Genomic DNA, 24,480 nt, shown 5'->3' with positions numbered 1-24,480 from the left:
AATTAGGATAATTTGCATATTCGCACATCCGCATATCTGTACATTTAAAAAATGATCATCAAACACCCGCTCCGTATTATCGACCTGCACGACGATGGCTTCCATCCACTGCTGGATATACAGGTTTATGGGCGCGCATTTACCGTAGTGCTGGATACAGGCGCATCAAAAACAGCATTTGACAAATCCCTGTTGCAGGCACATGAGGAAGCTACAATTGTGGAGAGCGATAAGCTTTCTACCGGGCTGGGCACTAATGAAATGGCATCGTTCACCGCAGTAATCCCCGAACTTAGGATTGGGGAATTGCTTATCCGAGATATAGAGGTAGCCGTGCTTGACCTATCTACCATCAACATCGCCTACAGGCAAATGAACCACCCTGAAGTATTAGGCGTTTTAGGCGGCGATATTTTAATGAAGTATAAAGCGGTAATTGACTACGGAAAAAAGCAGCTGAGGCTTAAGACGGATCAATAAGTCCGGTTAATAATTAAGATCATTCGGGTTTTGGCCAAAAGGCATCTTCAATATGGTTCAGCCTATAAACAGTTTCGCTGGTAAATAGTATGGCGATGATATCAAAACGTACTTCGCCCTGGTGGTTCATCAGGTAAATGTATTCATCTGCCGCTTTGGCCAATAGCTTTTGCTTGCGCAGATCAACAAAATCTTCAGGTTCTCCAAAGCCGGTGCCTGTACGGGCTTTTACCTCAATAAAAATAATAGTGCGGTCTTTATACGCTATCAGGTCAACCTCGGCCTTGCCGTAGCACCAGTTTTCGTCTATAACTTCATAGCCGGTATTTTCCAGGTGGGTTTTGGCTAACTGTTCGCCCCTGCGGCCAAGGTCGTTGTGGATGGCCATTATTTAGATATCACAGTCCCGAAGAAATCGGTGATCTTTTTCTCTACCTTCTTCATAAAAAGGTACTGGTTCATTAATATCTCCTGGTCTATAGTGCTTTCGGTAGTTTGCAGGTCGGCAAGTAGTTTAGAGAGTATCTTGCCTATTTTTTGTTTTTTCAAATGAAATATCGCGCCTAAAATAGCGGCCCTGATGTTAGATAACTCATCGTGTACCAGTATTTTGTGCATGTCCATCCAATTTTCACTTAGCATGTAGCGGTTGGCCAGCATGGTAACGGTAATATCAACAATTTCCTTATCGGGATAATGGATAAAGTGCTGTTCATCTGGCAATTTACCGTTATCAACTTCGGTACGATAAATAGCCACGAACTGCTTGCATACCGGGTGCTCAAATTCTACATCGTTCAGTTCGGCAATCATAAACGGGCCAATATAGGTATTGGTAATGCCGTCCCAGTCAATCATGCGGTTGCCGTATAAAAGCAACAACCTAACGATCTCTTTTTCCTGCGATTCGCCGTCGGCTTCGGGGTTCTGCGGCTCGGGCTCGGTGGCTATCGGTGCATCTTCAAAGGGCGTATGCATGGTTTGGCCTTGTCCATCCTTTTTGGCTTTGGCCTGCCGCATTTTATTCAGTTCAGTCAGCAGGGCACGCTCGTCTATCTGCATCAGCGTACTACATTCTTTTATGAATATGGACGCTTTGATGGAGTCGGGTATCTTAGCAATACTTTCCACCACCTCGCGGATCACCCCAGCTTTAAGGATCGGATCTTTCCCCGCTTCCTTAAGTAAAATGTCGGTTTTATACAGGATGAAATCCTTTCGGTTATCATCAATATATTTCTTGAAGGCGCTACTGCCCAACAGGCGTACGTAGGTATCCGGGTCATGCCCATCAGGGAACAGTACCACTTTCACATTCAGGCCTTCTTCCAGTATCAGGTCAAGCCCGCGCAGCGATGCTTTGATACCCGCCGCATCGCCATCATATAGTATCGTAATGTTTTTGGTAAGGCGACCGATCAGCCTTATCTGTTCTACCGTTAGTGATGTGCCCGACGATGCCACAACATTCTCTATCCCCGCCTGATGCACGGATATCACATCGGCATAACCTTCTACCAGGTAGCAATTGTCCTCGTCGCGGATAGCTTTTTTGGCAAAGTTCAGCCCGTACAGTACATTCGATTTATGGTAGATCTCGCTCTCGGGCGAGTTCACATATTTGGGTACGTTCTTATCGTTCTTTAAGGTGCGGCCACCAAAAGCTATCACCCTGCCGGTAAAGCTATGTATAGGGAACATTACACGGCCACGGTAACGATCGTATAGGCTGCCGTTCTCGCGCTTAACCGATAGGCCGCTCTCTACAATAAACTCCTCAACATAGCCGTCTTTCAGTGCCTGCGCTGAAAACGCCTCCCACTGATCGGGTGAGTAGCCCAGCTCAAATTTACGGATGGTTTCATTGGTAAAACCACGTTCCTTAAAATAACTAAGACCGATGTTTTGCCCTTCCTCGGTTTCCCACAGGCTGTCCTGGAAAAACTTAGCTGCGTAACCACTAACGATCATCAGGCTTTCACGCCGGTTCTCTTCTTCTTTATTCTCTTCAGATACTACGGTCTCTTCAACTTCTATCCCGTATTTTTTGGCCAGCCATTTTAATGCCTCAGGATAGGTGAACTTCTCCAGTTCCATTAAAAATGTAACTGCCGAACCGCCTTTACCCGAAGAAAAATCCTTGAAGATACCTTTAGCAGGGGATACCGTGAACGAAGGCGTCCGCTCGTTAGCGAACGGCGACAGGCCGATATAGTTGGCGCCGCGTTTTTTTAATTGCACAAATTCACCTATAACCTCCACAATATCTGTGGCTTCCATAATACGGTCAACGGTTTGTTTGGTAATCATACGTGCAGGTACAAATGTAGGGGAAATAGGTTAGGGTTGCTGTGTTAAACAAAACATAATTTATCAACGGCTTTCCACATTTTACCTTGTTTTATAAACGTATGTAGCATTTGGAGTATCGTACCCGTAATCTTAAATGAAAACTAAAATCTATGAAAACCAAATTAACCGCACTCACTCTTGCCATGCTTATCGCGGCTTTATTTTATAGCTGCAAAAAAACTAATTGCTGCACGTTGAACGAAGAGAACAATACTATTGTTGCCCTGAAAAACAATGCCGAGTGGCGCACCGAAGGCCACCTTTATAGGTATAATTCGCGTAAGGATACGGTATCATTAGCAGGCAATAAAAATGAAGAACATTTGTCTATCTATATCAAAAGAACGGGCAACGGTTATACAATGATAGATGCAAGGCTTGAAATTATTTCAGGTGACATTATACTGGCCGATTATGTTTTGGATACCTCTAAGAGTAATGTATTTGCCACAACCACCAATACCGATACCTTGCTTGAAGGTAACTTCACGCTTTATTTTAATCTGAACCACGACGATTCATCGCACCCGCGCCCTAAAACTGCTGTCTTTAAAAACGGCTTATTCAGAATTGGGTGGGACCATGGGTTTACACCGGTTTTGTGGTAATTCAGGGGGCGTAATTTATATCCCCCGCATATCAATTAAGTACACCAGGGATGCAATGGCCGCTGCGCCCAACTCCAGTTCGCGTTTGTTTACATTTTCAAACACATCATTGGGGGTATGGTGTACGTCAAAATACCTTTGCGAATCGGGTAGAAAACCAATTAATGCAGCTTTAGGATAATATTTCCTTAATGGTTCAATATCCGATCCGCTTCCGCCCACAATTAATTTATCAGCATCGTAGGGTTCCAGCAGTTTTTTCCAATTGTGGTTAATGCTTTGCATTTGGACTGTTGATGGCCCATCAAAACTGAAGCCACGCGGTGTGAAACCACCCAGGTCGCTTTCAATGGCGGCTATATGCTCTTCCTTATTCTTATCGCCTAATTCAGCATATTTTAAACCGCCACGGTCGCCATTTTCTTCGTTCATGAAAAACACTGCCCTGAGCGAGTTTTTTGGGCGATAACCTGTTGCTTTTAAAACACGCAAAGCCTCAAGCCCTTGTATTACGCCGGTGCCATCATCATGCGCGCCTTCGGCCAGGTCCCACGAATCCAGGTGACCACCGAAAGTGATGAACCTGTTTGGGTGTTCACTGCCAGTCATTTCACCTATTACATTATATGATAAGGCATCGGGTAACTGCCTGCAATTTTGCTTAAAGTAAAATTTAACCGGATGCGATTTTAATAAAGCGCTTAACTGGTTAGCCGCTTTTACTGATAACGCCGCTGCAGGTATCTTCGGTGCGTCATCTGTATATAGGGTAGCACCGGTATGCGGATAATCGTCGTTCGACTCGGTTAACGAGCGTACAATTACCCCTACCGCGCCATATTTGGCTGCTGCCGATGGCCCCGCGCGGCGCTGATCGCCGGCTGTACCGTAAGCTGCTAAGGTTTGTATAAACCTGGGATCGAACGGGCGGTTGAAGAACACTATTTTGCCCTTAATGGCCTTCTCGCCCAGGGTGGCTAATTCGGCAAGGCTATGTACCTCTATCACACTTGCGGTTATGCCTTGCGGCGGCGTAGCTACGGCCATGCCCAGCGCGCAAAGCTTTACAGGTATTTTCTTGCTGCCATTAATAATATAACCAACTTCCTTTGCACCACGCTCCCAGTGCGGTACCATCACCTCCTGCAGGAAAACCTTATCAAAACCATAGCCTTCCATTAGTTTTTTGCCCCATTCCACCGCCTTTTGTGCATTAGCCGAGCCGCTTAAGCGCCCGCCAATATTTTTGCACAGGTAACGCAGGTTCTGATAGCTTTGGCCGTTCACCAGGGCTTCGTCATATATCTTGCGCAGCATTAGGGAATCCTGCTGTGCTTGTGTAGTGGTAAAACCCAATATAAGGGCGAGGGTAATTAGTAATGGTCTTTTCATTGTGTGGAAAGGATGAATTTATCCAAAGCTAAAAATTTGCCGCTTATCCCAAAACCTAATTCTGGTCAACCCCTCCAAATCATGGTTTACATGGTTTACAAAATTCGGTTGTTTTGTTTGTTTAAGTATTTGATAATCAATAATTTAAATTGAAATAGGGGGTAAAATGCGTAAACCATGAATTAATGCCTTTTCCAACACTGCAGGCATAAAAAAGCCTCCCGAATTTTTCAGGAGGCTGTGTGATATAGTTTAAATTAAGTGTCCCGGATTATCTTGGGCCGCCACCGTTTTGGTCGCCGCCTGTTTTTAAATCATCGTTCAGGCCGTTCTTTTTAGGTGCCAATGGGTTATCTGGCTTGAAGCTAACCTTACCAAAGTTATAGCTAAACGTTAACCCAACCGAACGGAATGGGAACGCGGTATGGCTGGTTTGTGTAAAGTGACGGCTTGAAATATTCTGGTCGAAATCGATGGTGTTTTTGAAAGGCGACAAGGTATTGATACCAATCGAGGCCCTCTTCTTCATTAAATCCTTACGCATACCAAACCCGATAAAACCGAATGATGGGTTTCTGCCCTGGATAGTGCGTGTTGGCGAATTCAGGATAGCAAAGGTTTCAGCAGTGAAACCACCGCTTAACGTTAATGAGCCGCTGCCAAATATGTTGTATTGCAATTTAGCACCGTTGCTTGATTGCAGGAACGCGTATTGTGGATAAGCCTTACCGTTATAGGTATATACGTTAATGCTGGTACGGAAAGTTAGAGGCTTAATTGGCGTTACAGAGCCAAAGAAAGACATACCGATAGATTTGTTATAACCAATGTTATTATATGTAGTGGTTGGTGGTGATATTGGTAACGTGGTGCTTTCAATAAAGTCCTTTGAGTATTTGTAGTATACCGACGCATTAATAACCGATGCACCAATATAGGTTGAGTAGTTAAACTCAACTGTCTGGCCAACTTCGGGGGCTAATGTAGGGTTACCTTTTGATACGTTTTGCGGGTTGCTATTGTTCACAAACGGGTTCAGGAACAATAAGCTTGGGCGCTGTATCCTTTTGCTGTAGCTTAATTTAAAGGTTTGTGTGCCATTAATTTGTTTCGATACGGCAAAGCTTGGTACAAAGGTGGTATAGTTATCGGTAAAGGGTTGCAAACCCAGGGTAGTATTGGCAGATTTTCCTTCTATTTTAGTGTTTTCCACACGCACGCCTGTTTGCAGGCTCCAGCTTTTAGGTAAGGTGAAGCTAAATACGCTGTAACCGGCAGTTACATACTGGTTGTAATCGTATATGTTTGATGAGCCTGCATCGTACGGATAATTGGCTGGGTCTCCGCTTCCTTTATAAAAGTTTGAGTTACTGCTAATGATACGCGAAATGCTTTTACCGCCAGCTTCCATTTTAACGTTTTTGCTGATAGGCAAGGTATAATCCACCTGCGCGGTATATTCATTGTTTATACCACCATTGGTAGCACGTTGGCTGGGTGCTGATGAATTAGAGAAAATATTGGTGTAGTTTACATCAGTATTGCTATGGCTCCACTCGCCGCTAAAAGTCAGTTCGTGGCCTTCCTGTTTAAACTTGTGCGTATAATCAGCAATCCAGTCAAAGCCACCGAACACCGTTTTGGTATCGTTCAGGGCGTCGAAAATAGAATTGGTGGTAGATGTAACGGTATGGTAATTGGTAGTACCGTTGGTTTTGAAACCACCCTGGTTAAACCTGATAGATGAATGGATAGCATTAAAGTTGTTAAAATCATAATTCAGCTCGCCCGAACCGGTGTAAGCGTAACGTTTTATGGTACGGCTTGAGGTTTGATCGCTGGTGATGTTTAACGAATCGTTATAGCTATGGAAAGTAGTGGGCGTTACTTGTGGCCAGGTAAAGTTACCACCAAAGTTACCGGTAACGCTTAAACGGTTTTGCTTGATGTTTAAGTTGGCGTTACCATTGTTTTGACGGGTACCTATACCGCCGCTGATAGCGCCGCTAACACCCGAAATGTTTTTGCTTTTGGTAATGATGTTAATGATACCCGCAGTACCTTCCGCATCGTATTTAGCCGATGGCGAAGTGATCACTTCGACACTTTTGATCTGGTCGGCAGGGAACGAACGCAATACATCGGCCAGGTTATTGGCCATGGCGCCCGATGGTTTACCGTTGATCAACACTTTTACATTCTGATCGCCGCGCAACGATACGTTACCGTTGATGTCAACTGCTACCAAAGGTACTTTACGCAACACATCCGATGCATTACCGCCGGCTGATGTAAGGTCTTTTTCTGCGTTGTAAACGATCTTATCAATTTTGTTTTCGATCAGCGCACGCTGACCAACCACGTCAACCTGTTGAAGTGATTTTGAGCTTGGGGCCAGGATAATGGTGCCCATGTTATTATCAGGCTTAGAAAGCGTGGTAACAACCGGGTCGAAAGTTTTTGTACCATAACCAATAAAAGCCACTGTAATTTTATATTTACCGGAAGGTAAATTGTTCAGGTTAAATTTACCTTTTTCGTCGGTTACCACCCCGTTTAGTGGTGCTTTACCACCGCTGTGGAACACACTAATAGTGGCATAATCCACCGGTTTTTTGGTTATAGAATCTATAACTGTTCCCGAGATCTTTCCCACGATGGACGAACCACCTCCGCCAAATTGCGCATGGGCCGATAATACGGAACAGAATATTGCTAAAAGTAAAATTATACGTTTCATTTATGGTTAATTTTGGAATAAGAGTTTGTTTTTGATGAAATGTTACAAGATTTTTTAAAATTTTCATCCATAAACATGGTGCAAAAATAATGGGCTGATCCTCTTCGCCAATGCTTTTTCGGCGAATGGTGGATTACAGCAGGCGAATGGCGGAAATGGGTATTTGAAAGGGAATGAATAAAAATCAATTATGTCATTGCGAACGAACCGGGGCGGATTGTGTAACGGGGTGAGGAGAAATCTTATACGGTTTACTTATCGCATGTATAAGATTTCTCCTCGTTCCTCGTTCGAAATGACATCCAGGTTCCTACACCACAATATTCACAATCCGGCCCTTTACTACAATTATCTTTTTAATGGCGGCACCGGCCAGGTATTTCTGTACATCGGCGTGTTCGCGGATGAGCGCTTCCACAGCTGGTGGGTCAAGACTTAGCGATATGCTGATGTTGGTTTTGGTTTTGCCGTTAATAGATATCGGGTACGAAAACTCATCCTCTATCATATAAGCCGGGTTATATTTTGGGTATGGCGCGTAGGATAGCGTACCGGCTTCGTTGCCTAACAACACCCATAATTCCTCGCAAATGTGCGGGGCGTAGGCTGATAAAACGATCACCATGTCCTGCAATATCGCACGGTTATTACATTTCTGGTCGGTCAACTCGTTAACTGCTATCATAAAGCTGGATACCGAGGTATTGAACGAGAAACGCTCGATATCTTCTTCCACCTTGCGGATGATCTTATGCAGCGATTTCAGCTCGGCTTTAGTTGGTTCCGCATCCGATACTTTGAAGTTCCAGTCGGCATCGTGAAATAAACGCCAGAATTTACGCAGGAACTTGAACACACCTTCAATCCCGTTAGTGTTCCACGGCTTGCTTTGCTCCAACGGACCTAAAAACATTTCGTACATGCGCAGGGTATCGGCGCCAAAACGTTCCACCAAATCATCAGGATTAACCACGTTGAACTTGGATTTTGACATTTTTTCAACCTCAACACCGCAAACGTATTTACCGTTCTCTAAAACAAATTCCGCATCGGCATACTCTTCACGCCATGTTTTGAATTTATCTATGTTCAGTATATCGTTATCTACAATATTGACATCCACATGCAATGCCGATGTTTTGTATTGTGATTTTAAACCGTTTGATACAAAAGTATTAGTGCCGCGTCCTTCATCATCAACCAAACGATACACAAAGTTACTCCTGCCCTGGATCATCCCCTGGTTAATCAGTTTTTTGAAAGGTTCTTCCTCAACCACCAGGTCAAGGTCTTTCATAAACTTGTTCCAGAAACGGCTGTATAACAGGTGACCGGTAGCATGCTCGCTGCCGCCAATGTACAGGTCAACATCTTTCCAGTAGGCAATAGCGTCTTTCGATGCAAAGGCTTTATCGTTATGGGCATCCATATAGCGGTACCAATACCAGCTGCTGCCAGCCCAGCCGGGCATGGTGCTTAATTCATATTCCTGGCCATTATAGTTCCAGCCGGTTGCCCTTCCCAACGGTGGCTCACCGCTTTCGGTAGGCAGGTATTTATCTATCTCAGGCAGTATCAACGGTAATTCGTTCTCGCCTATCAGGTAGGGCAGATCATCTTTAAAATATACCGGCACCGGTTCGCCCCAATAACGCTGGCGACCGAAGATGGCATCGCGCATGCGGAAGTTTACTTTGGCTTTGCCGGCGCCAATTTCCTCCAATTTGGCAATTACCGATGCCGTAGCGTTTTTATAATCCAGCCCGTTAATGAAATCCGAATTGACATATTTTCCTTCCTTGGTCGGGTCGGCTTCGGTTTCTATATTTTGGATATCGATGATAGGGACTATCGGTAAATTGAAGTGCTTGGCAAACAGATAATCGCGCTGATCACCCGATGGTACGGCCATTACCGCCCCTGTACCATAGCCAGCCAATACATAATCCGCAATCCATAGTGGGATCAACTCGCCGTTCAGAGGGTTTTTTACGTAGCTGCCGGTAAACGCGCCCGATACCGTTTTGGTATCGGCCATGCGGTCAAGCTCGCTTTTCTTTTTGGTTTGGGCTATGTAGGTTTCTATGCTTTGCTTTTGTTCAGGCGTAGTTAATTCGGCTACCAGTTCATGTTCAGGTGCAAGCACTACAAAAGTCACCCCGAAGATAGTATCAACACGGGTTGTAAAAACTTCAATGCTCTTGTCAGAATTATCAATCGGGAATTTGACACTCGCACCAGTACTTTTGCCGATCCAGTTACGCTGCATTTCCTTCAGTGGTTCGGGCCAGTCAATAGTATCCAAACCTTGCAATAAACGCTCGGCATAAGCAGTAATACGCATGCTCCACTGGTTCATTTTTTTCTGTTCAACTGGATAGCCACCGCGCTCGCTGAAACCGTCTTTAACTTCGTCGTTAGCCAATACGGTACCTAATGCCGGGCACCAGTTAACAGTGCTTTCGCGCAGGTAGGTTAGGCGGTATTTTAACAGTTCTTCCTGTTGTTCCCGGTTGCTTTTGGCTTTCCATTCGGCAGCGGTAAAGGTCTCGATGTCTTCATCGCAAACCGCGTTAATACCGGTTGAACCGTTTTGCTCAAAACGGGCTACCAGGGTGCTGATGGATTCGGCTTTATCGGTATCTTTATTATACCAGCTATTAAATAGCTGCATAAATATCCACTGTGTCCACTTGTAATAATCGGGCGAACTGGTGCGCACCTCGCGGCTCCAATCGAACGAGAAGCCTAACTGATCAAGCTGGCGGCGGTAGGTTGCAATATTAGTTTCGGTAGTAATGGCAGGGTGCTGACCGGTTTGTATGGCATATTGCTCGGCCGGCAAACCAAACGAATCGTACCCCATAGGGTGCAACACATTAAAGCCTTTCAACCTTTTATAACGTGCAAAAATATCAGAAGCGATATAGCCCAGCGGATGGCCCACATGCAGCCCTGCTCCCGATGGGTAAGGGAACATATCCAACACATAATATTTTGGCTTAGCCGATTGATTGTCAGCCGCAAAAGTTTTGTTGTCAGCCCAAAACTGCTGCCATTTTTGCTCTATATCCTTAAATTGATAATCCATAAGTATACTATCCGCGAAATAAAGCGCAAAATTAGCAAAAAACGGCTTAAATTGTATATTAACTTAGTAGAGAATGTCATTGGGTATTGGTGAGCGCTACGAATTTAAACTAATCAACAACTGAGAAATATAATAATTCAATAGCGTAGTATGATGCGATATTAATGCAACAATTTCATTCCAATTTCATAAAAAATGCCTTAGGGTAAAACAAAAGGCATACTTCATATTGTTATATGGTAACGGGTTGGTCAATAACCGTAGTACCGCCCCGGTTATTTATAAACGTTAAACAGAACGCTAAAACAGATTATGGCCAAAAAAATATTGGTAATTGAAGATGACCGGGATATCAGGGAAACTATTACCTATGCCCTTGAAGAGAGCATGTTTGATGTGGTGGCGTCTGAAGATTCGAAGATATTGAAGTCTATCCATAAGATCAAACCCGACCTGATATTGTTGGATAATTGGCTAACTGATTGGAAAAGCGATGCTAACGGGCAGCAAATTAGTAAAGAACTTAAAACCAACCCCGATACTAAACATATTCCTATCATTATCGTATCTGCTGTAAGCAATATACGCGAGGTTGCCGACGCCGGGCAGGCAGACGGCTTTCTAAGAAAACCCTTCGACCTGAACGACCTGATCGCAATAATTAACAAGCACGTATTGTAACGATTCTCTTAATTTTCACAAAAAAGATACAGCAATTAGCGCTTTTAGCGTTTTGATATCCTATATTTTATTTAATTTTATCAAAACAATTATATAAAGGCATTAATGAAGGCGCAATTACTTAAAGTTTTCAACGGGCTTTCTCATTCCTTTACTATCCGGGAAGATGTTGGGTTACAGGCTAATAAAAACTGGCACTATCATCCCGAGATAGAGATCATTCAGATAAAGCAGGGTGAGGGAACACATTTTATTGGCGATAGTATAAAACGGTTTAAAGCCGGCGATATCTTCCTGATAGGGTCAAACCTGCCCCATTTTTTCAGGTTCGATGATATTTATTTCCACAATGATGATGACCTGCTGGCTAAGGCTTACGTAGCCCAGTTTAACGAGAATTTTTGGGGAGACCGCTTCCTTTTACTGCCTGAAAATACGGTATTGCGTACTTTATTAGACAAAGCTAAACGCGGGATTGCCTTATCGAAAGATGTTAAAGAAACTATATCTAAAATTTTAAGCAGGCTTTTAGCAACCGAAGGCCCCGAGCGGATTATTATGCTGTTGGAGATATTGAATGTTATTTCCGGCGCTAAAGATCTTCAGCAATTATCGTCTATTGGGTTTAAAAATGAATATGCAGGGCAGGAGAACGACCGCATTAACGTGGTTTATGATTACTCGTTCAGCAACTTTAAGCGTAAGATAGAGTTGGAAGAAATTGCCGCTGTGGCGGGTATCAGCCCTAATTCTTTCTGTCGGTATTTTAAAGCCCGCACTAAAAAAACCTATTCGCAGTTTATTATTGAAATAAAGGTAGGGTATGCCTGTAAGTTGCTGATAGATAATAAATACAGCGTTAAGCAAATATGCTATGAAAGCGGCTTTAATAACTTTGCCAGTTTCCATAAATACTTTAAGCTAATCACCAATAAAAGTCCGCTGGATTATAAGCGCGAGTTTATAACGACTTAAGGCCTGGAGGTTATTCCAAGCCAAAGCAATGCCTGCACCTGGGCTCGTAGCTTTCCATTTCACCCAACAATATCTTGGCATCGTTAGGTACTAACCGATAAGAATAAAGGGCTTCGTTTCCGCACTTAACACATACCGCATGTACTTTGGTAACAGATTCGGCCATAGCCATAAGCCCCGGCATAGGGCCAAACGGTTTGCCCTGGAAATCCATGTCCAGCCCGGCAATAATAACACGCACGCCTTTGTTGGCTAAAATGTTGCAAACGTTGGGCAGCTCATCATCAAAAAATTGGGCCTCGTCAATACCCACAACCTGCACCTGGCTGCCCAACAATAATATAGCAGATGAACTATCGACCGGGGTAGATGGAATAGAATTTTGGTTGTGCGAAACAACTTCAGTTTCATGATAGCGGGTATCGGTTTTTGGTTTAAATATTTCCACATTTAACCGGGCTATCTGGGCGCGGCGCAAGCGGCGTATCAGTTCCTCGGTCTTGCCCGAGAACATCGATCCGCATATCACTTCAACACTCCCGCCAAGCTCGCTCCGCCTTTTAAAAACTTCTTCGTTAAACAGCATTTACCAATTCCTTAAGCCTGCTAATATCAGAATTTAATGTTATTTTTGATTGTCATTTTACCAAATTATATCCATGAAGCAGCAGGAAGTTTTTAAAAAGATAAGCGGTATTATCAAGGAAATAAATGAACAGTATGAATACCTGGAAACAGCAAACGGAGTATACAACGACCTGGAATTAGAATTATTGGCGGCTAACGCCCATTTTTTATCCGACCATATTGATATCCTTAAAAAACTGAACGTACATGCCGCGCCGGCCCCGGTACCCATAGCATCGGCACCTGAACCTGCGAAAGTTGCTGAACCAAAACAGGAAAATGAACCAAGCTATTTTGAACCGGTAATGGATTCGCCCGAAGAACCTGCAGTAGTTAATCCGGAGGAAGTTAAAGAGCCCGCGCATACCATCGAGTTTGAAATTGGCAATAAAGCAGAACAGGAAACAAAGCCTATAGAAGAACCTGTTGCAGCAGAACCTGCGCCCATACTAATAAAAGCGGAAGAGCCCGAACCCGAAACCATCAGGCATGAGCTGACATTGGAAGATATCGGGGAAGATTGGGATGAAGAAGACGATATAGACTTGGAACCCCAACTGGCGGAAGCAGAGGAGCTAAAACCCGAACCGGTAAAAGTAGCCCAGCCGGTTGTAGAAGAGCCAAAACCCGAAGCTAAACCAGTACCTGCACCAGTTGCAGCTGAGGTTAAGCATACCCAAATTTTAGTAGAGGAAGAGCAGGTCATCACATTGAACCAGCGCATGTCGGCGCAAATGAGTGCCAGCCGGGTTTCTGATAACCTGGTAGGGCAGCCCATCAGTGATTTGAAAAGCGCCATTACGTTGAATGATAAAATGCTGTATGTGAAAGACTTGTTTAATGGCTATAGCCTGGCTTACAGCGAAGCATTAGATATATTGAACCGGCTAAAAACCTTTGAAGAAGCGCAGAATTTTTTAAAAAACAGCTACGCCACCAAAAATAACTGGGCCGATAAAGCCGCCACCGCCGATAAGTTTTACGCGTTGCTGCAACGGAGGTACTTGTAATACCCCCTAACCCCCCTGAAGGGGAACAATAACGCAAACTCCCTTTAGGGGTTGGGGGCTAAACTATCCCCATCCTGTTCGAATCCAGTTTGATTAGGGTAAATATCAAAATGGTAAAGCTAAGTAACGATGATCCACCGTAGCTTATCAGGGGTAGTGGTATACCTATTACCGGCATAAAACCGATAGTCATGCTGATGTTGATGAAGAAGTGGAAGAAGATAACCGACGCTACCCCGTAGCCGTAGATGCGCGAGAACGGCGATCGTTGCCTTTCGGCTATGGCTATAATGCGCAACAACAAGCCCAGGTATAAACCCACAATAACCAGCGAGCCGGCAAATCCCCATTCTTCGCCAACGGTGCAAAAAATAAAGTCGGTACTTTGTTCGGGTACGAACGAGTACTTGGTTTGCGTACCCTGCAAATAACCCTTTCCCCACATACGGCCCGAGCCAATAGCTATTTTACTTTGGTTTTGATTATAGCCCACATGTTTGGTATCGTGCGTTATGCCCAGTACCACATCAATACGTTCGCGCTGATGCGATTTCAACCCATGCTCATACAACGGACGGATGGCAAAAACAAAGGCGGCGCTTAATATCATACCCGCCAGCAAACCCAAAGCCATCCGGCGGTTTCGCCTGAAGAAGTAAATAAGGAATAAGCCTATAATGATGATAGCGCTAATGAGGTACCACAAATTGGGTGTAATAAGTGATAATACAAACAATGTGATGAGCAGCCCGGTAACGATCAGAAAATATGGTGACAGGCCCTCGCGGTATAATACAAATATTAACGAGCAGAATACCAGGGTCGAGCCGTCATCGGGTTGCATTTTTATCAGCACCATGGGCAGCAAAATAATGCCCCCTGCTATCAGGAACGATTTAACTTCGGTTACTTTTATGTTGGTGCCGCTAAGGTAACGGGCCAACAGCAAACAGGTGGTGTACTTGGCAAATTCGGACGGCTGCAACCGGAAGCCCCCGCCCAGGTTTATCCAGGCCTGGTTGCCACCCACATTTCGCCCTATCACTAATACCAGCATCAGTAGCAATACAGTTATTACGTAAAATACCGGCGCCAGCGCGCTTAAAAAACGGCTTTCAAGCAACAGTATAATAATAGCTAAAGTAATGGCAACTATAATGTAAATAAACTGTTTCCCATAATTGGTATCCATATCCAACAGGTAGGGATGATCGGGGTTAAACACGGCCGCGCGGATATTGAACAAGCCAATAGTACACAACGCCAGGTAAATGAATACAGTGATCCAATCAACATTAAAGAAAAAACTGCGCTGGTTATTCATACGCTAATTCCTTTCTTTTGAAAAGTGCCGCTGTCTGTTTCATCAGCGGCGTTTTGTTTTGATGGTTTTGTGCCGAACGCTGTTTTACCCGTTTTGAGGTATCGGCTTCAGCGGGCTTTTTTGCCGTATCGGTGGCAGCCTTTTTAACTGGCGGGGTTTTAGTGATGATCTCGGGCAATAAATTGGAGTTCATGTAATAACCAGGCTCAATGCCTGATGGTCTGCTGGTAATGCTATCACGCAGGTACTTTTCTACTATAAAACTGGCAATTGGTGCCGCCCAGGTAGCGCCCTGTCCAGAGTTTTCAACCACTACGGCTATCGCTATCTTTGGGTTTTCACGGGGGGCAAAGGCCACAAATACCGAGTTAGGTTTTCCATGCGAAACATCTGCTGTGCCTGTTTTTCCGCACATTACTATGCCAGGTATTCTTGAGCCCGCTGCCGTGCCCTGTTCAACCACCCTTTGCATCCCGTCTATAACCGGTTCAAAGTATTGCGCATCTACCCCCACATAATTTTTCACTGTAAATTCAGGCTTTATTACTTCCTTATCGCCAATGGCTTTTATTAAGTGTGGTTTGTAGAAAAATCCGTGGTTGGCAATGGTAGCTTCAATATTGGCCAGTTGCAGGGGTGTGGCCAATAATTCGCCCTGGCCAATGCCTAATGAGATAACGGTACTTGAACGCCAGCCGCCTTTATGGTACAATCTATCATAAAACGATGCTTTAGGCAAATAACCACTGCCTTCGCCCGGCAGATCAACATTAAGCTTTGAACCTAAGCCAAATTTAGCTACATTATTGCGCCATGCGGTGAAAGACGTATCTGTATTACGTGGACCGGCACGGTTAATTAGCTTTTCAAACACCATATCAAAAAAACCATTGCACGATTCGGCCACCGCGCTGGTTAGGTTAACCAGGCCATGGCGTTCGCCGTGGTAACATTGTATCCTGCGATTACCTGCAATATAATAGCCAGGGCAAAAATAGGTAGTTTGCGGGGTAATAACACCCTCCTGCATGGCAATAAGCGCGCTTAAGGGCTTAAAAGATGAACCTGGCGGATAGCGTGCCTGTATGGTCCTTATCAAAAAGGGGATATATGGGTTTTGATATAGTTTAGCAATATTGTTACCCCTATCACGCCCTACCATTAGGTTAGGGTTATAGGTAGGGCTGCTTACAAAGCAAAGTATTTCGCCGGTGCTGGGTTCAATAGCTACAATACTGCCCACCTTGTTGTTCATCAGTTGTTCGCCCAGCTTTTGTATGCGGCTATCTAATGATGATTTTAAGCGTTCACCGGCAACAGCCGCAGTATCGAAAGCGCCGTTGGCAAAACGGCCTTTAACCGTCCCGCGCGAATCAACCAATTGTTGCTCAACGCCGCGCTGACCGCGTAATTCTGGTTCGTAAGAACTTTCTACGCCGCTTATACCCACATAATCGCCAAGATGATAATACCCATTTGATTTTTTTATACGGGCATCGTTAACCTCGCCAATGTAACCTAAAAACTGGGCAGCGATGGAATCAGGATAGGTTCTAACAGACCGTAATACTACCTCAAAGCCTGGAAATTCGGACATTCTTTCTTGCAGGGAGGCGTATATCAGTGGAGATAACTGTCCTTCAAAAATAGATTTGCGACTGGGTGAATATTTATAAGCCTTTTGAAAATGCTTATAAAAAGTAGGCATATCTATACCTATCAGCTTGCAAAATTCTAAAGTATCAAACTGTTTTACCAGTTTCGGGGTAACCATAATATCATAAACCGGCTGGTTATCAACCAGTATCTTACCGTTACGGTCTAATATAATACCACGGGCAGGATACTTAATTACCGTATGTACCACATTGTTTTTGGCATACAGGAAATAACGGTCGTCTATAATTTGCATATAAAACAACCGGGCCAGTAATACCAGCGAGATGACAATGAAAATACCTGTTATAACGTAGCGCCGCGCAAAAAAACTGTTCATTTACGTTCTTTTCTCCTGAAAAATAACAACCCCGAAACCAGCATTAAAAATACTGTAAATATTGAACTTAAAATAAAACGTGTAAAGGTATATTGTATTTCGGACAGGCGAAAAACTTCCAGGTTGAAAAGGAAGAAATGGTGAAATAAAGTTAAAATAAGGGCGTAAGTAAAGAACCAGCGGAAGCCCATAATGCTGAGCGTTGGTTCCGGATCGTTATCAAAACCATCTTTTTGTACCGTAATGCTAATAAAAAGGATACGTACCAGGGCCAGTAATACGCATGCTGCAGCATGCAGACCCGGCGTATCATAAAAGGTATCGATAGTTAAACCCAGTATAAATGATAAGGCAAATAAAAGGATATTAGGCGTTTCGAACGGTAATAATAGTATAAAAAGGATATACAGGTAGGGTATAGATAAGTTATAAAGCGTGATATTTTTTAACAGGAAAACCTGTACAAATATCAGCGCCAGGAACCTGACGATATTAATTAGGATCGTTCTACTCATCTTTTTTACGCTGCGCCTCCAGTGTCGCCTGTTCTAAAGCAAACTTGTTGTTTACTACATTTACATACTGCAGCCTGCTAAAATCAACCGAAAGGCCTACTTCCATATTTAAAAAGAAGCCGCCGCTTTTGGTATGAAGTGTTATAACTTTACCTATAGGGATGCCTGCGGGGAACAAAGAATATTCAGAAGTAACTACCCGTTCGCCAATATGCGGCTTTACACTATTGGTAACATCAACCAACTGCGCTTTCTTTGGGTCAAGGTCATCGCCCCATTCTAAGGAACCAATTACTTTATTATCGGCCAGCATAGCGCTTATTTTGGTATCCTTATGCAATAAGGATTGCACTAAGGATAAATGATCGGATACGTAAACCACTTTGCCAACTACACCATCGCTGCAAATTACACCCATGCCCTTTTGTATGCCCTGGCTATATCCGCGGTCGATAGTTAAATAGTTATTGCGTTTATTAATAGAATAGTTTATTACCCGGGCAGGGATATATTCATATTGCTGCTTGTATACACTGTCGGATACTTTGTGTTTAGCCAGTGTATCAACATAAAAAGATGATTTAAGCTGATTGCGCAGCATGGCATTCTCTTTAGCCAGGCGGTCATTCACTTCGCGCAGGGAAAGGTAGCTGTTCAATTCATTGCTACGGGCGTATAGGTTACCGGTAACCTGGTTAGCCGAGTTAATAAAAGTTGCTTTTTGAAACGAATTGTACTTAACGTAAATAACCAGCGCGCTAACCTCGAAAATAATGAACAGAAAAAATGCGTTATACTTGGCAATAAATATCAGTAGGTTGCGCATTTTGTTAAGGAGTGAATGAGTGAGTTAGTGAATGAGCGAATAGTTGAATCAGTAAAATCACTCATTCACTCCTTCGCTCATTCAATCATTACTAAAACTATTGCATTAAAAACTTAAAGTTACCAATATTTTTAAGCGCTGTACCGGTACCGCGTACTACGGCGCGAAGCGGATCTTCGGCTACGTGTACCGGTAGTTTGGTTTTAGCGGCAATACGTTTATCTAAGCCACGCAACAATGCGCCACCTCCGGTAAGATAAATACCTGTTTGGTAAATATCGGCCGAAAGTTCGGGCGGGGTTATTTCCAACGCTTTTAATATCGCTTCCTCAATTTTAGAGATAGACTTATCCAGGCAATGCGCAATTTCTGTATACGATACGGTGATCTGTTTTGGTACGCCGGTCATCAGGTCGCGGCCTTGTACGGCAAAATCCGATGGTGGATCGGCCAGTTCAGGCAATGCCGCCCCTACTTCAATTTTTATCTTTTCAGCAGTACGGTCACCGATCATAATATTATGCTGACGGCGAATATATTGAACGATATCTGAGTCGAAGTTATCACCCGCTACGCGGATAGACTGGTCGCAAACGATACCCGATAAGGCAATAACCGCAATCTCGGTAGTACCACCGCCGATATCGATGATCATGTTACCCATAGGTTCTTCTACGTCGATACCGATGCCCACGGCAGCAGCCATTGGTTCGTGTATCAGGTAAACCTCTTTAGCGCCGGCAATTTCGGCACTGTCGCGCACTGCACGTTTCTCCACCTCGGTAATACCCGATGGGATACAAATAACCATACGCAGCGACGGGAAAAACCAGCCTTTGCCTTTGTTTATCATTTTGATCATGCCGCGTATCATGTGCTCGGCAGCGTTAAAGTCGGCAATTACACCGTCTTTCAGCGGGCGCACCGTGCGGATGTTCTCGTGGGTTTTACCCTCCATCTGCATAGCCTGGCGGCCAATAGCAATAACTTTGTTGGTGGTGCGGTCAAAAGCCACAATTGATGGCTCATCAACTACAACTTTATCATTATGTATAATAAGGGTATTTGCGGTACCCAAATCGATAGCAATCTCTTGTGTGAAAAAATTAAATAAACCCATGTGGCGTGTATTTCGAAATAATCTGCAAATCTAACTAATTATAAATACGAATGTTACGAATAAGAACAGGTTTTTAACGATTTGTTTAAAATAATTCAAATTCGTAATTAATAACTCTGTTTTTCTTTAATTCGTGCCCTTCAGGTAAAAATTAGTTTGGTATTAATGTTTAAAATGGCGCACCCCGGTAGTCACCATGCTGATACCCTTTTGGTTGGCCATATCTACAGACAATTGGTCTTTAATAGAACCACCCGGTTGCAATACGGCGGTGATACCGGCATCGGCAGCAATCTCTACGCAATCAGGAAACGGGAAGAAGGCTTCTGATGCCATAACCGCGCCTTTTACATCAAACCCGAATGATTCGGCTTTGGCTAAAGCTTGCCTCAGGGCATCCACACGTGATGTTTGGCCTACACCGCTGGCCAGCATCTGGTTGTTTTTAACCAGTACAATAGCATTCGATTTGGTGTTTTTTGTAATCTTATTGGCAATGAATAGGTCTTTCAGTTCCTGCTCGCTTGGCTGGCGGTTGGTTACGGTTGTCATTTCTGCCGGGCCTTCAATCACCAGGTCCTTATCCTGTTCAATAACGCCGTTCAGTAAAGTTTTAAATTGTTTCAGCGGCAACTCAACCGGCTGGCGCACCAGCACAATGCGGCCCTTACGCGCGGTAAGGATGGCAATAGCCTCATCTGTGTAAGCCGGGGCTATCAGCACTTCGTAAAATAGTTTGTCAATCTCGGCAGCGGTTTCAGCGTCAATCTCTGTATTGGTGATAATTACACCACCAAAGGCGGAAACCGGGTCGCACGCCAGGGCGTCTATCCAGGCCTCTTTAATAAACTGGCGGGTTGCTACGCCGCAGGCATTGGTATGTTTTAATATCGCTACTGTTGGTTCGGTAAACTCATCAATCAGGGCTACGGCCGCGTCAACATCTACCAGGTTATTGTACGAAAGTTCTTTACCCTTATCACTCAAACTATTAAACATGGCATCCAGGTTGCCGTAAAATACGCCCTGCTGGTGTGGGTTTTCGCCATAACGTAATACTTTCGACCGATCGATGCTCTGTTTAAATACCGGCATACCTTCGTCCTGGTTAAAGTAGTTAAAGATAGCGGTATCATAATCGGACGAGATATTGAACGCTTTAGCAGCAAATTTGCGGCGCTGATCAAATGTAGTGTTGCCATTTTGTTGTTTCAGGATGGTTTCCAGGTCGCTGTAATCATCTTTTGATGCTACGATCACCACATCTTTAAAGTTTTTAGCTGCCGCGCGGATCAACGAAATGCCGCCGATATCTATTTTCTCTATAACATCATCCTGCCCCGCGCCCGATCTTACAGTTTCCTCGAAAGGGTACAGATCAACAATAACCAGGTCTATTTCCGGTATCTTGTATTCAGCCAGTTGCTGTTGATCGCCTTCAAAACTGCGACGGGCCAGTATGCCGCCAAATACTTTAGGGTGCAGGGTTTTTACACGCCCGCCCAGTATGGATGGATAGCTGGTAAGGTCCTCCACTTTTACCACATCAACGCCCAAACTTTTAATAAAAGTTTCGGTGCCGCCAGTGGTATAAATGGTTACACCAAGGCGATCTAACTCGCGAATAATGGGTTCAAGGTTATCTTTGTAATAAACTGATATTAAAGCATTTTTAATTTGAACAGACTGGCTCATGCGGTAGGGCTTTTTTTAAGCCGCAAAGGTAGGGATTTGAGAGCAGAGATTAGAGACTTGCGCCTGGTTTTTTTCAGAAAAAATGCAAGGAAAACAATAATATATATTGAATAGCTACCAGGTCCCTGATCGCTAAGAACGCATCTTCTTCAGTAAACTCTCTATCACCCTTGGGAAGTGGTGATGCTCAAGCTGTTGTATTTTGAATTTGATAACTTCGAGGGTGTCGCCGTTATCTATTTTGAACTTGGATTGATGCAGTATCTCGCCTTCATCAAAGTTTTCGTTAGCAAAATGTATCGTTATACCCGATTCCTCTTCGCCGGCAGCTAAAACTGCTTTATGGATATGATCGCCGTACATCCCTTTGCCGCCATATTTAGGTAACAGGGCAGGGTGTATGTTAATGATCCTGTTAGGGAAAGCTTTTAATAACGCCGGGGGCACCAGCCACAAAAAACCAGCAAGTACAATCAAATCAACCTGCAGGTTTTTAAGTAGTTTGATCACATCGTCGGTATCGTAAAACTCGCTGCGGGTAAATATATGGGTGGGTATTTCAAAATTATCCGCACGCTGTAATACGTAGGCGTTGGGGTTATTAGTTAAAATCAGTACAACTTCGGCATCGGGACTACGTTTAAAATGCTCCATTATTTTTTGGGCGTTTGAGCCCGACCCCGAAGCAAATATGGCGATGCGTTTTTTCATTAAATTGGTAGTTTTTCAATAAACTTAAACCTTATTATGTGTTTTTGTTTGATTTTACAAATTTTTACACCACATAGTTTTAAAGTTAACAGGTAAATGTTAATAGCATCAAATATAAAATTTTGACGCGCTAAACAAAACCCTTTATAAAAAATACGGGGTACTAATTTCTGATGAAACCATAGCGTTTAATATGGCGTTTATCTGTTGCTAAATAGTAAGTGCTGATATCGCCGGTTTCCAAAACCATTGAGTATTGCCCCAGGTTCACTATCCGTGCTGTTTTAAAAGGCATAGCTGTTATGGTGGCCCCGGCTAAAGTATCCTGGCAGCTTAAGGTTGATTGCAATGTTAATTTATCATCCGATAATTTCCATTGGCCATTGGTGGTTTGACCGATGCACGAAAAATTTTGGTAAGTGCAAGTACCATCGCTGGCAAAAGTAAAGGTTTGATTAAGCGTGCAGGTGGTATTAAATACATTGGTGCTGGTATTACTGCCGCCTATGTAATTATATACCTGTACCGAGGCCAGTTGCCAGGTACCACGCGCCAGCAGGCTTTCTACACTCGTTTGCGTATCCTTTTTGCACGAATTGCTTAGCATGCCTATGGCTGTTAAACCCAGCAGGAAAAATAAAAGATATTTGATTTTCATTTAACAGCAGCAAAAATAGTAAAACCTATTAACGTGCAAGGGTATTAACAAAGTATATTATTGCCGAATGGGCAGATTTGAAAATATGCAGATATGCAAATGACCAGGCATTTTGTAGTTTAGCGGACAAATCACATCTGCCATGCGTATCCCTTTCCATCAATTAAAAGCTGAATTTAAACGGATATTAATCAGCTGTAAATTTACTGAAGCAAAGGCCGAGGCTTGTGCCCGAATATTTGCAGAGAATAGCCGCGATGGGGTTTATACACACGGGCTAAACCGTTTCCCTGTGTTTGTGCAGTATGTGCAAGAAGGGTTGATCAACCCAGATGCGATGCCAACCCTGGTTGACCAGATGGGTGCTATTGAGCGCTGGGATGGGAATTTTGGTCCTGGGGTATTGAACGCCGAATTTTGTATGGCCCGGGCTATTGAACTGGCCAAAACAAACGGGATTGGCTGTGTAGCCCTGCGCAATACCAACCATTGGATGCGTGGCGGTACCTATGGCTGGCAAGCGGCCGATGCAGGTTGTATCAGCATATCATTCACCAATACTATTGCCAATTTGCCGCCCTGGGGCGGGATTGACCCCCGGCTGGGCAATAATCCACTCGTGATAGCTATTCCGCGTGAAGATGGGCATGTGGTGCTGGATATGGCTATTACACAATACTCATTCGGCAAACTGCACCAATATAAAGCGGCGGGGGAACAGTTGCCTTTACCCGGTGGCTATGATAAAGCAGGGAACCTAACGACCGACCCCGCGGCTATCATCGAATCGTGGCGGCCATTGCCGATTGGCTTTTGGAAAGGCTCGGGCTTATCATTGGTTTTGGATCTGTTGGCTACGGTATTAAGCAAAGGTGATTCGACAGAAAAGATCACCGAACGGAAAAAGGAAACAGGCGTATCGCAAGTGTTTATCTGTATCCGCCCGGATAACGACGCGCAAACCACGCAACTAATTGAACAAATACTGGATTACACCAAAACCAGCGGGACAGAACCCGGCAAAAACATTCAATATCCCGGCGAGGGCACGCTAAAAACCCGTGAGAAAAATTTGAAAGAAGGTATCCCCGTTGATGAAAAAATATGGCAACAGGTGCTGGCCATGTAGGCTTGTCAAACCTGTGTAAACATCCCGTAAGGCAAACATCAACAGCTTAAAATTGTCGTATATTGTATAGAACGGAAAATGATTGGCGTATAAAATCGGTGAAATCGAATCCGCAATCTGTGTAATCAAATCATAAAAATAATGGAATACAATAAACTAACCCCCGAAGAAGAAAGGGTGATATTATATAAGGGTACTGAACGTCCGTTTACTGGCGAATTGTTAAATAATAAAGCCCAGGGCGTATATGTGTGCAAGCGTTGCGATGCGCCGCTATATAACTCGGAAGACAAATTTGAATCGTTTTGCGGCTGGCCAAGTTTCGACGATGAGATACCCGGCGCTGTACGACGAGAAGTTGATGCCGATGGACGCCGTGTGGAAATACTTTGCTCCAACTGTGGCGCGCATTTAGGTCACGTTTTTGAAGGCGAGTATCTGACCACTAAAAATACCCGCCACTGCGTAAACAGTGTATCTATGAAGTTTGTGCCGCTGGCAAAATAAATTGTAGCGTTAGTGGCATTCATGGCGTAATGTTTAAAAACCG

The 24,480-nt window shown here is 44.0% G+C and carries 21 protein-coding genes; 7 read left to right on the top strand and 14 right to left on the bottom strand.

What is annotated here, in order from left to right:
* The first annotated feature begins 51 nt into the window (after positions 1-51).
* Positions 52-480 carry a retropepsin-like aspartic protease gene (locus IRJ18_RS15890; protein ID WP_228072896.1) on the top strand — a complete coding sequence of 143 codons (429 nt, stop codon included), beginning with the start codon at positions 52-54 and terminating at the stop codon, positions 478-480.
* Between the two features lie 19 nt (positions 481-499).
* Here the strand turns inward: IRJ18_RS15890 and IRJ18_RS15885 are convergent, their stop codons facing one another.
* Both IRJ18_RS15885 and dnaG read right to left on the bottom strand, forming a co-directional pair.
* Complete coding sequence (locus tag IRJ18_RS15885) at positions 500-868, bottom strand: YraN family protein (protein WP_194107293.1); 369 nt, start codon at positions 866-868, stop codon at positions 500-502.
* Complete coding sequence (gene dnaG / locus IRJ18_RS15880) at positions 868-2,790, bottom strand: DNA primase (RefSeq protein ID WP_194107292.1); 1,923 nt, start codon at positions 2,788-2,790, stop codon at positions 868-870. Before dnaG ends, IRJ18_RS15885 begins: the two co-directional genes overlap by 1 nt.
* Before the next feature lie 152 nt (positions 2,791-2,942).
* Here dnaG and IRJ18_RS15875 point away from each other — a divergent pair, with 152 nt between their 5' ends.
* Entirely contained in the window at positions 2,943-3,440 is a 498-nt protein-coding gene (locus IRJ18_RS15875) for a hypothetical protein (RefSeq protein WP_194107291.1), read from the top strand.
* Positions 3,441-3,455: 15 nt separating this feature from the next.
* Here IRJ18_RS15875 and IRJ18_RS15870 read toward each other — a convergent pair whose 3' ends face one another.
* The 3 genes from IRJ18_RS15870 to leuS form a co-directional block, all read right to left on the bottom strand.
* Positions 3,456-4,832, bottom strand: coding sequence for a M20/M25/M40 family metallo-hydrolase (locus tag IRJ18_RS15870; RefSeq protein WP_194107290.1), 1,377 nt, complete (start codon positions 4,830-4,832; stop codon positions 3,456-3,458).
* Between the two features lie 271 nt (positions 4,833-5,103).
* The gene (locus IRJ18_RS15865) at positions 5,104-7,572 is read right to left on the bottom strand and encodes a TonB-dependent receptor domain-containing protein (RefSeq protein ID WP_194107289.1); all 2,469 of its coding nucleotides are present in this window, start codon (positions 7,570-7,572) and stop codon (positions 5,104-5,106) included.
* Positions 7,573-7,882: 310 nt separating this feature from the next.
* Positions 7,883-10,663: a leucine--tRNA ligase gene (gene leuS / locus IRJ18_RS15860; protein WP_194107288.1), complete on the bottom strand. Its 2,781-nt coding sequence runs from the start codon at positions 10,661-10,663 to the stop codon at positions 7,883-7,885.
* Between the two features lie 312 nt (positions 10,664-10,975).
* Here leuS and IRJ18_RS15855 point away from each other — a divergent pair, with 312 nt between their 5' ends.
* Both IRJ18_RS15855 and IRJ18_RS15850 read left to right on the top strand, forming a co-directional pair.
* Complete coding sequence (locus IRJ18_RS15855) at positions 10,976-11,344, top strand: response regulator (RefSeq protein WP_194107287.1); 369 nt, start codon at positions 10,976-10,978, stop codon at positions 11,342-11,344.
* A 105-nt stretch (positions 11,345-11,449) separates the two neighbouring features.
* Positions 11,450-12,319 carry an AraC family transcriptional regulator gene (locus IRJ18_RS15850; protein ID WP_194107286.1) on the top strand — a complete coding sequence of 290 codons (870 nt, stop codon included), beginning with the start codon at positions 11,450-11,452 and terminating at the stop codon, positions 12,317-12,319.
* Between the two features lie 10 nt (positions 12,320-12,329).
* Here the strand turns inward: IRJ18_RS15850 and IRJ18_RS15845 are convergent, their stop codons facing one another.
* Positions 12,330-12,905 (bottom strand): thymidine kinase, encoded by a 576-nt coding sequence (locus tag IRJ18_RS15845; RefSeq protein WP_194107285.1) that lies wholly within the window; start codon positions 12,903-12,905, stop codon positions 12,330-12,332.
* 73 nt (positions 12,906-12,978) lie between these two features.
* On the opposite strand from IRJ18_RS15845, the gene IRJ18_RS15840 reads away from it, so the two are divergent.
* Positions 12,979-13,956, top strand: coding sequence for a hypothetical protein (locus IRJ18_RS15840; RefSeq protein ID WP_194107284.1), 978 nt, complete (start codon positions 12,979-12,981; stop codon positions 13,954-13,956).
* 58 nt (positions 13,957-14,014) lie between these two features.
* Here the strand turns inward: IRJ18_RS15840 and rodA are convergent, their stop codons facing one another.
* The 8 genes from rodA to IRJ18_RS15800 all read right to left on the bottom strand — a co-directional run bounded on the left by rodA (position 14,015) and on the right by IRJ18_RS15800 (position 22,801).
* The gene (gene rodA / locus IRJ18_RS15835; protein ID WP_194107283.1) at positions 14,015-15,280 is read right to left on the bottom strand and encodes a rod shape-determining protein RodA; all 1,266 of its coding nucleotides are present in this window, start codon (positions 15,278-15,280) and stop codon (positions 14,015-14,017) included.
* A complete protein-coding gene (mrdA, locus tag IRJ18_RS15830; protein WP_194107282.1) occupies positions 15,273-17,276 on the bottom strand; it encodes a penicillin-binding protein 2 in 2,004 nt (667 codons plus the stop codon). The genes rodA and mrdA overlap by 8 nt, the downstream gene beginning before the upstream one ends.
* On the bottom strand, positions 17,273-17,791 hold the full coding sequence (locus tag IRJ18_RS15825) for a rod shape-determining protein MreD (RefSeq protein ID WP_194107281.1): 519 nt from the start codon (positions 17,789-17,791) through the stop codon (positions 17,273-17,275). The genes mrdA and IRJ18_RS15825 overlap by 4 nt, the downstream gene beginning before the upstream one ends.
* On the bottom strand, positions 17,784-18,617 hold the full coding sequence (gene mreC / locus IRJ18_RS15820; protein ID WP_194107280.1) for a rod shape-determining protein MreC: 834 nt from the start codon (positions 18,615-18,617) through the stop codon (positions 17,784-17,786). The genes IRJ18_RS15825 and mreC overlap by 8 nt, the downstream gene beginning before the upstream one ends.
* A gap of 97 nt (positions 18,618-18,714) precedes the next feature.
* On the bottom strand, positions 18,715-19,737 hold the full coding sequence (locus IRJ18_RS15815) for a rod shape-determining protein (protein WP_194107279.1): 1,023 nt from the start codon (positions 19,735-19,737) through the stop codon (positions 18,715-18,717).
* Positions 19,738-19,899: 162 nt separating this feature from the next.
* Complete coding sequence (gene purH, locus IRJ18_RS15810) at positions 19,900-21,432, bottom strand: bifunctional phosphoribosylaminoimidazolecarboxamide formyltransferase/IMP cyclohydrolase (protein ID WP_194107278.1); 1,533 nt, start codon at positions 21,430-21,432, stop codon at positions 19,900-19,902.
* Positions 21,433-21,564: 132 nt separating this feature from the next.
* Positions 21,565-22,143: a phosphoribosylglycinamide formyltransferase gene (gene purN / locus IRJ18_RS15805; RefSeq protein ID WP_194107277.1), complete on the bottom strand. Its 579-nt coding sequence runs from the start codon at positions 22,141-22,143 to the stop codon at positions 21,565-21,567.
* A gap of 163 nt (positions 22,144-22,306) precedes the next feature.
* Positions 22,307-22,801, bottom strand: a complete 495-nt coding sequence (locus IRJ18_RS15800) for a DUF5004 domain-containing protein (RefSeq protein WP_194107276.1) — start codon at positions 22,799-22,801, stop codon at positions 22,307-22,309.
* 142 nt (positions 22,802-22,943) lie between these two features.
* Here IRJ18_RS15800 and yiaK point away from each other — a divergent pair, with 142 nt between their 5' ends.
* Both yiaK and IRJ18_RS15790 read left to right on the top strand, forming a co-directional pair.
* A complete protein-coding gene (yiaK, locus tag IRJ18_RS15795; RefSeq protein ID WP_194107275.1) occupies positions 22,944-23,930 on the top strand; it encodes a 3-dehydro-L-gulonate 2-dehydrogenase in 987 nt (328 codons plus the stop codon).
* A 141-nt stretch (positions 23,931-24,071) separates the two neighbouring features.
* A complete protein-coding gene (locus IRJ18_RS15790; RefSeq protein ID WP_194107274.1) occupies positions 24,072-24,437 on the top strand; it encodes a methionine-R-sulfoxide reductase in 366 nt (121 codons plus the stop codon).
* Positions 24,438-24,480: the final 43 nt, after the last annotated feature.

Origin of the sequence: Mucilaginibacter boryungensis (assembly GCF_015221995.1) — a bacterium.
Lineage (GTDB): Bacteria > Bacteroidota > Bacteroidia > Sphingobacteriales > Sphingobacteriaceae > Mucilaginibacter > Mucilaginibacter boryungensis.
This window is presented reverse-complemented; position numbering and strand designations above follow the sequence as displayed.

Coding starts and splice junctions, on each gene's coding strand:
- IRJ18_RS15890 (WP_228072896.1), top strand. CDS start 52: ATGATCATCAAACACCCGCTCCGTATTATCGACCTGCACGACGATGGC.
- IRJ18_RS15885 (WP_194107293.1), bottom strand. CDS start 868: ATGGCCATCCACAACGACCTTGGCCGCAGGGGCGAACAGTTAGCCAAA.
- dnaG (WP_194107292.1), bottom strand. CDS start 2,790: ATGATTACCAAACAAACCGTTGACCGTATTATGGAAGCCACAGATATT.
- IRJ18_RS15875 (WP_194107291.1), top strand. CDS start 2,943: ATGAAAACCAAATTAACCGCACTCACTCTTGCCATGCTTATCGCGGCT.
- IRJ18_RS15870 (WP_194107290.1), bottom strand. CDS start 4,832: ATGAAAAGACCATTACTAATTACCCTCGCCCTTATATTGGGTTTTACC.
- IRJ18_RS15865 (WP_194107289.1), bottom strand. CDS start 7,572: ATGAAACGTATAATTTTACTTTTAGCAATATTCTGTTCCGTATTATCG.
- leuS (WP_194107288.1), bottom strand. CDS start 10,663: ATGGATTATCAATTTAAGGATATAGAGCAAAAATGGCAGCAGTTTTGG.
- IRJ18_RS15855 (WP_194107287.1), top strand. CDS start 10,976: ATGGCCAAAAAAATATTGGTAATTGAAGATGACCGGGATATCAGGGAA.
- IRJ18_RS15850 (WP_194107286.1), top strand. CDS start 11,450: ATGAAGGCGCAATTACTTAAAGTTTTCAACGGGCTTTCTCATTCCTTT.
- IRJ18_RS15845 (WP_194107285.1), bottom strand. CDS start 12,905: ATGCTGTTTAACGAAGAAGTTTTTAAAAGGCGGAGCGAGCTTGGCGGG.
- IRJ18_RS15840 (WP_194107284.1), top strand. CDS start 12,979: ATGAAGCAGCAGGAAGTTTTTAAAAAGATAAGCGGTATTATCAAGGAA.
- rodA (WP_194107283.1), bottom strand. CDS start 15,280: ATGAATAACCAGCGCAGTTTTTTCTTTAATGTTGATTGGATCACTGTA.
- mrdA (WP_194107282.1), bottom strand. CDS start 17,276: ATGAACAGTTTTTTTGCGCGGCGCTACGTTATAACAGGTATTTTCATT.
- IRJ18_RS15825 (WP_194107281.1), bottom strand. CDS start 17,791: ATGAGTAGAACGATCCTAATTAATATCGTCAGGTTCCTGGCGCTGATA.
- mreC (WP_194107280.1), bottom strand. CDS start 18,617: ATGCGCAACCTACTGATATTTATTGCCAAGTATAACGCATTTTTTCTG.
- IRJ18_RS15815 (WP_194107279.1), bottom strand. CDS start 19,737: ATGGGTTTATTTAATTTTTTCACACAAGAGATTGCTATCGATTTGGGT.
- purH (WP_194107278.1), bottom strand. CDS start 21,432: ATGAGCCAGTCTGTTCAAATTAAAAATGCTTTAATATCAGTTTATTAC.
- purN (WP_194107277.1), bottom strand. CDS start 22,143: ATGAAAAAACGCATCGCCATATTTGCTTCGGGGTCGGGCTCAAACGCC.
- IRJ18_RS15800 (WP_194107276.1), bottom strand. CDS start 22,801: ATGAAAATCAAATATCTTTTATTTTTCCTGCTGGGTTTAACAGCCATA.
- yiaK (WP_194107275.1), top strand. CDS start 22,944: ATGCGTATCCCTTTCCATCAATTAAAAGCTGAATTTAAACGGATATTA.
- IRJ18_RS15790 (WP_194107274.1), top strand. CDS start 24,072: ATGGAATACAATAAACTAACCCCCGAAGAAGAAAGGGTGATATTATAT.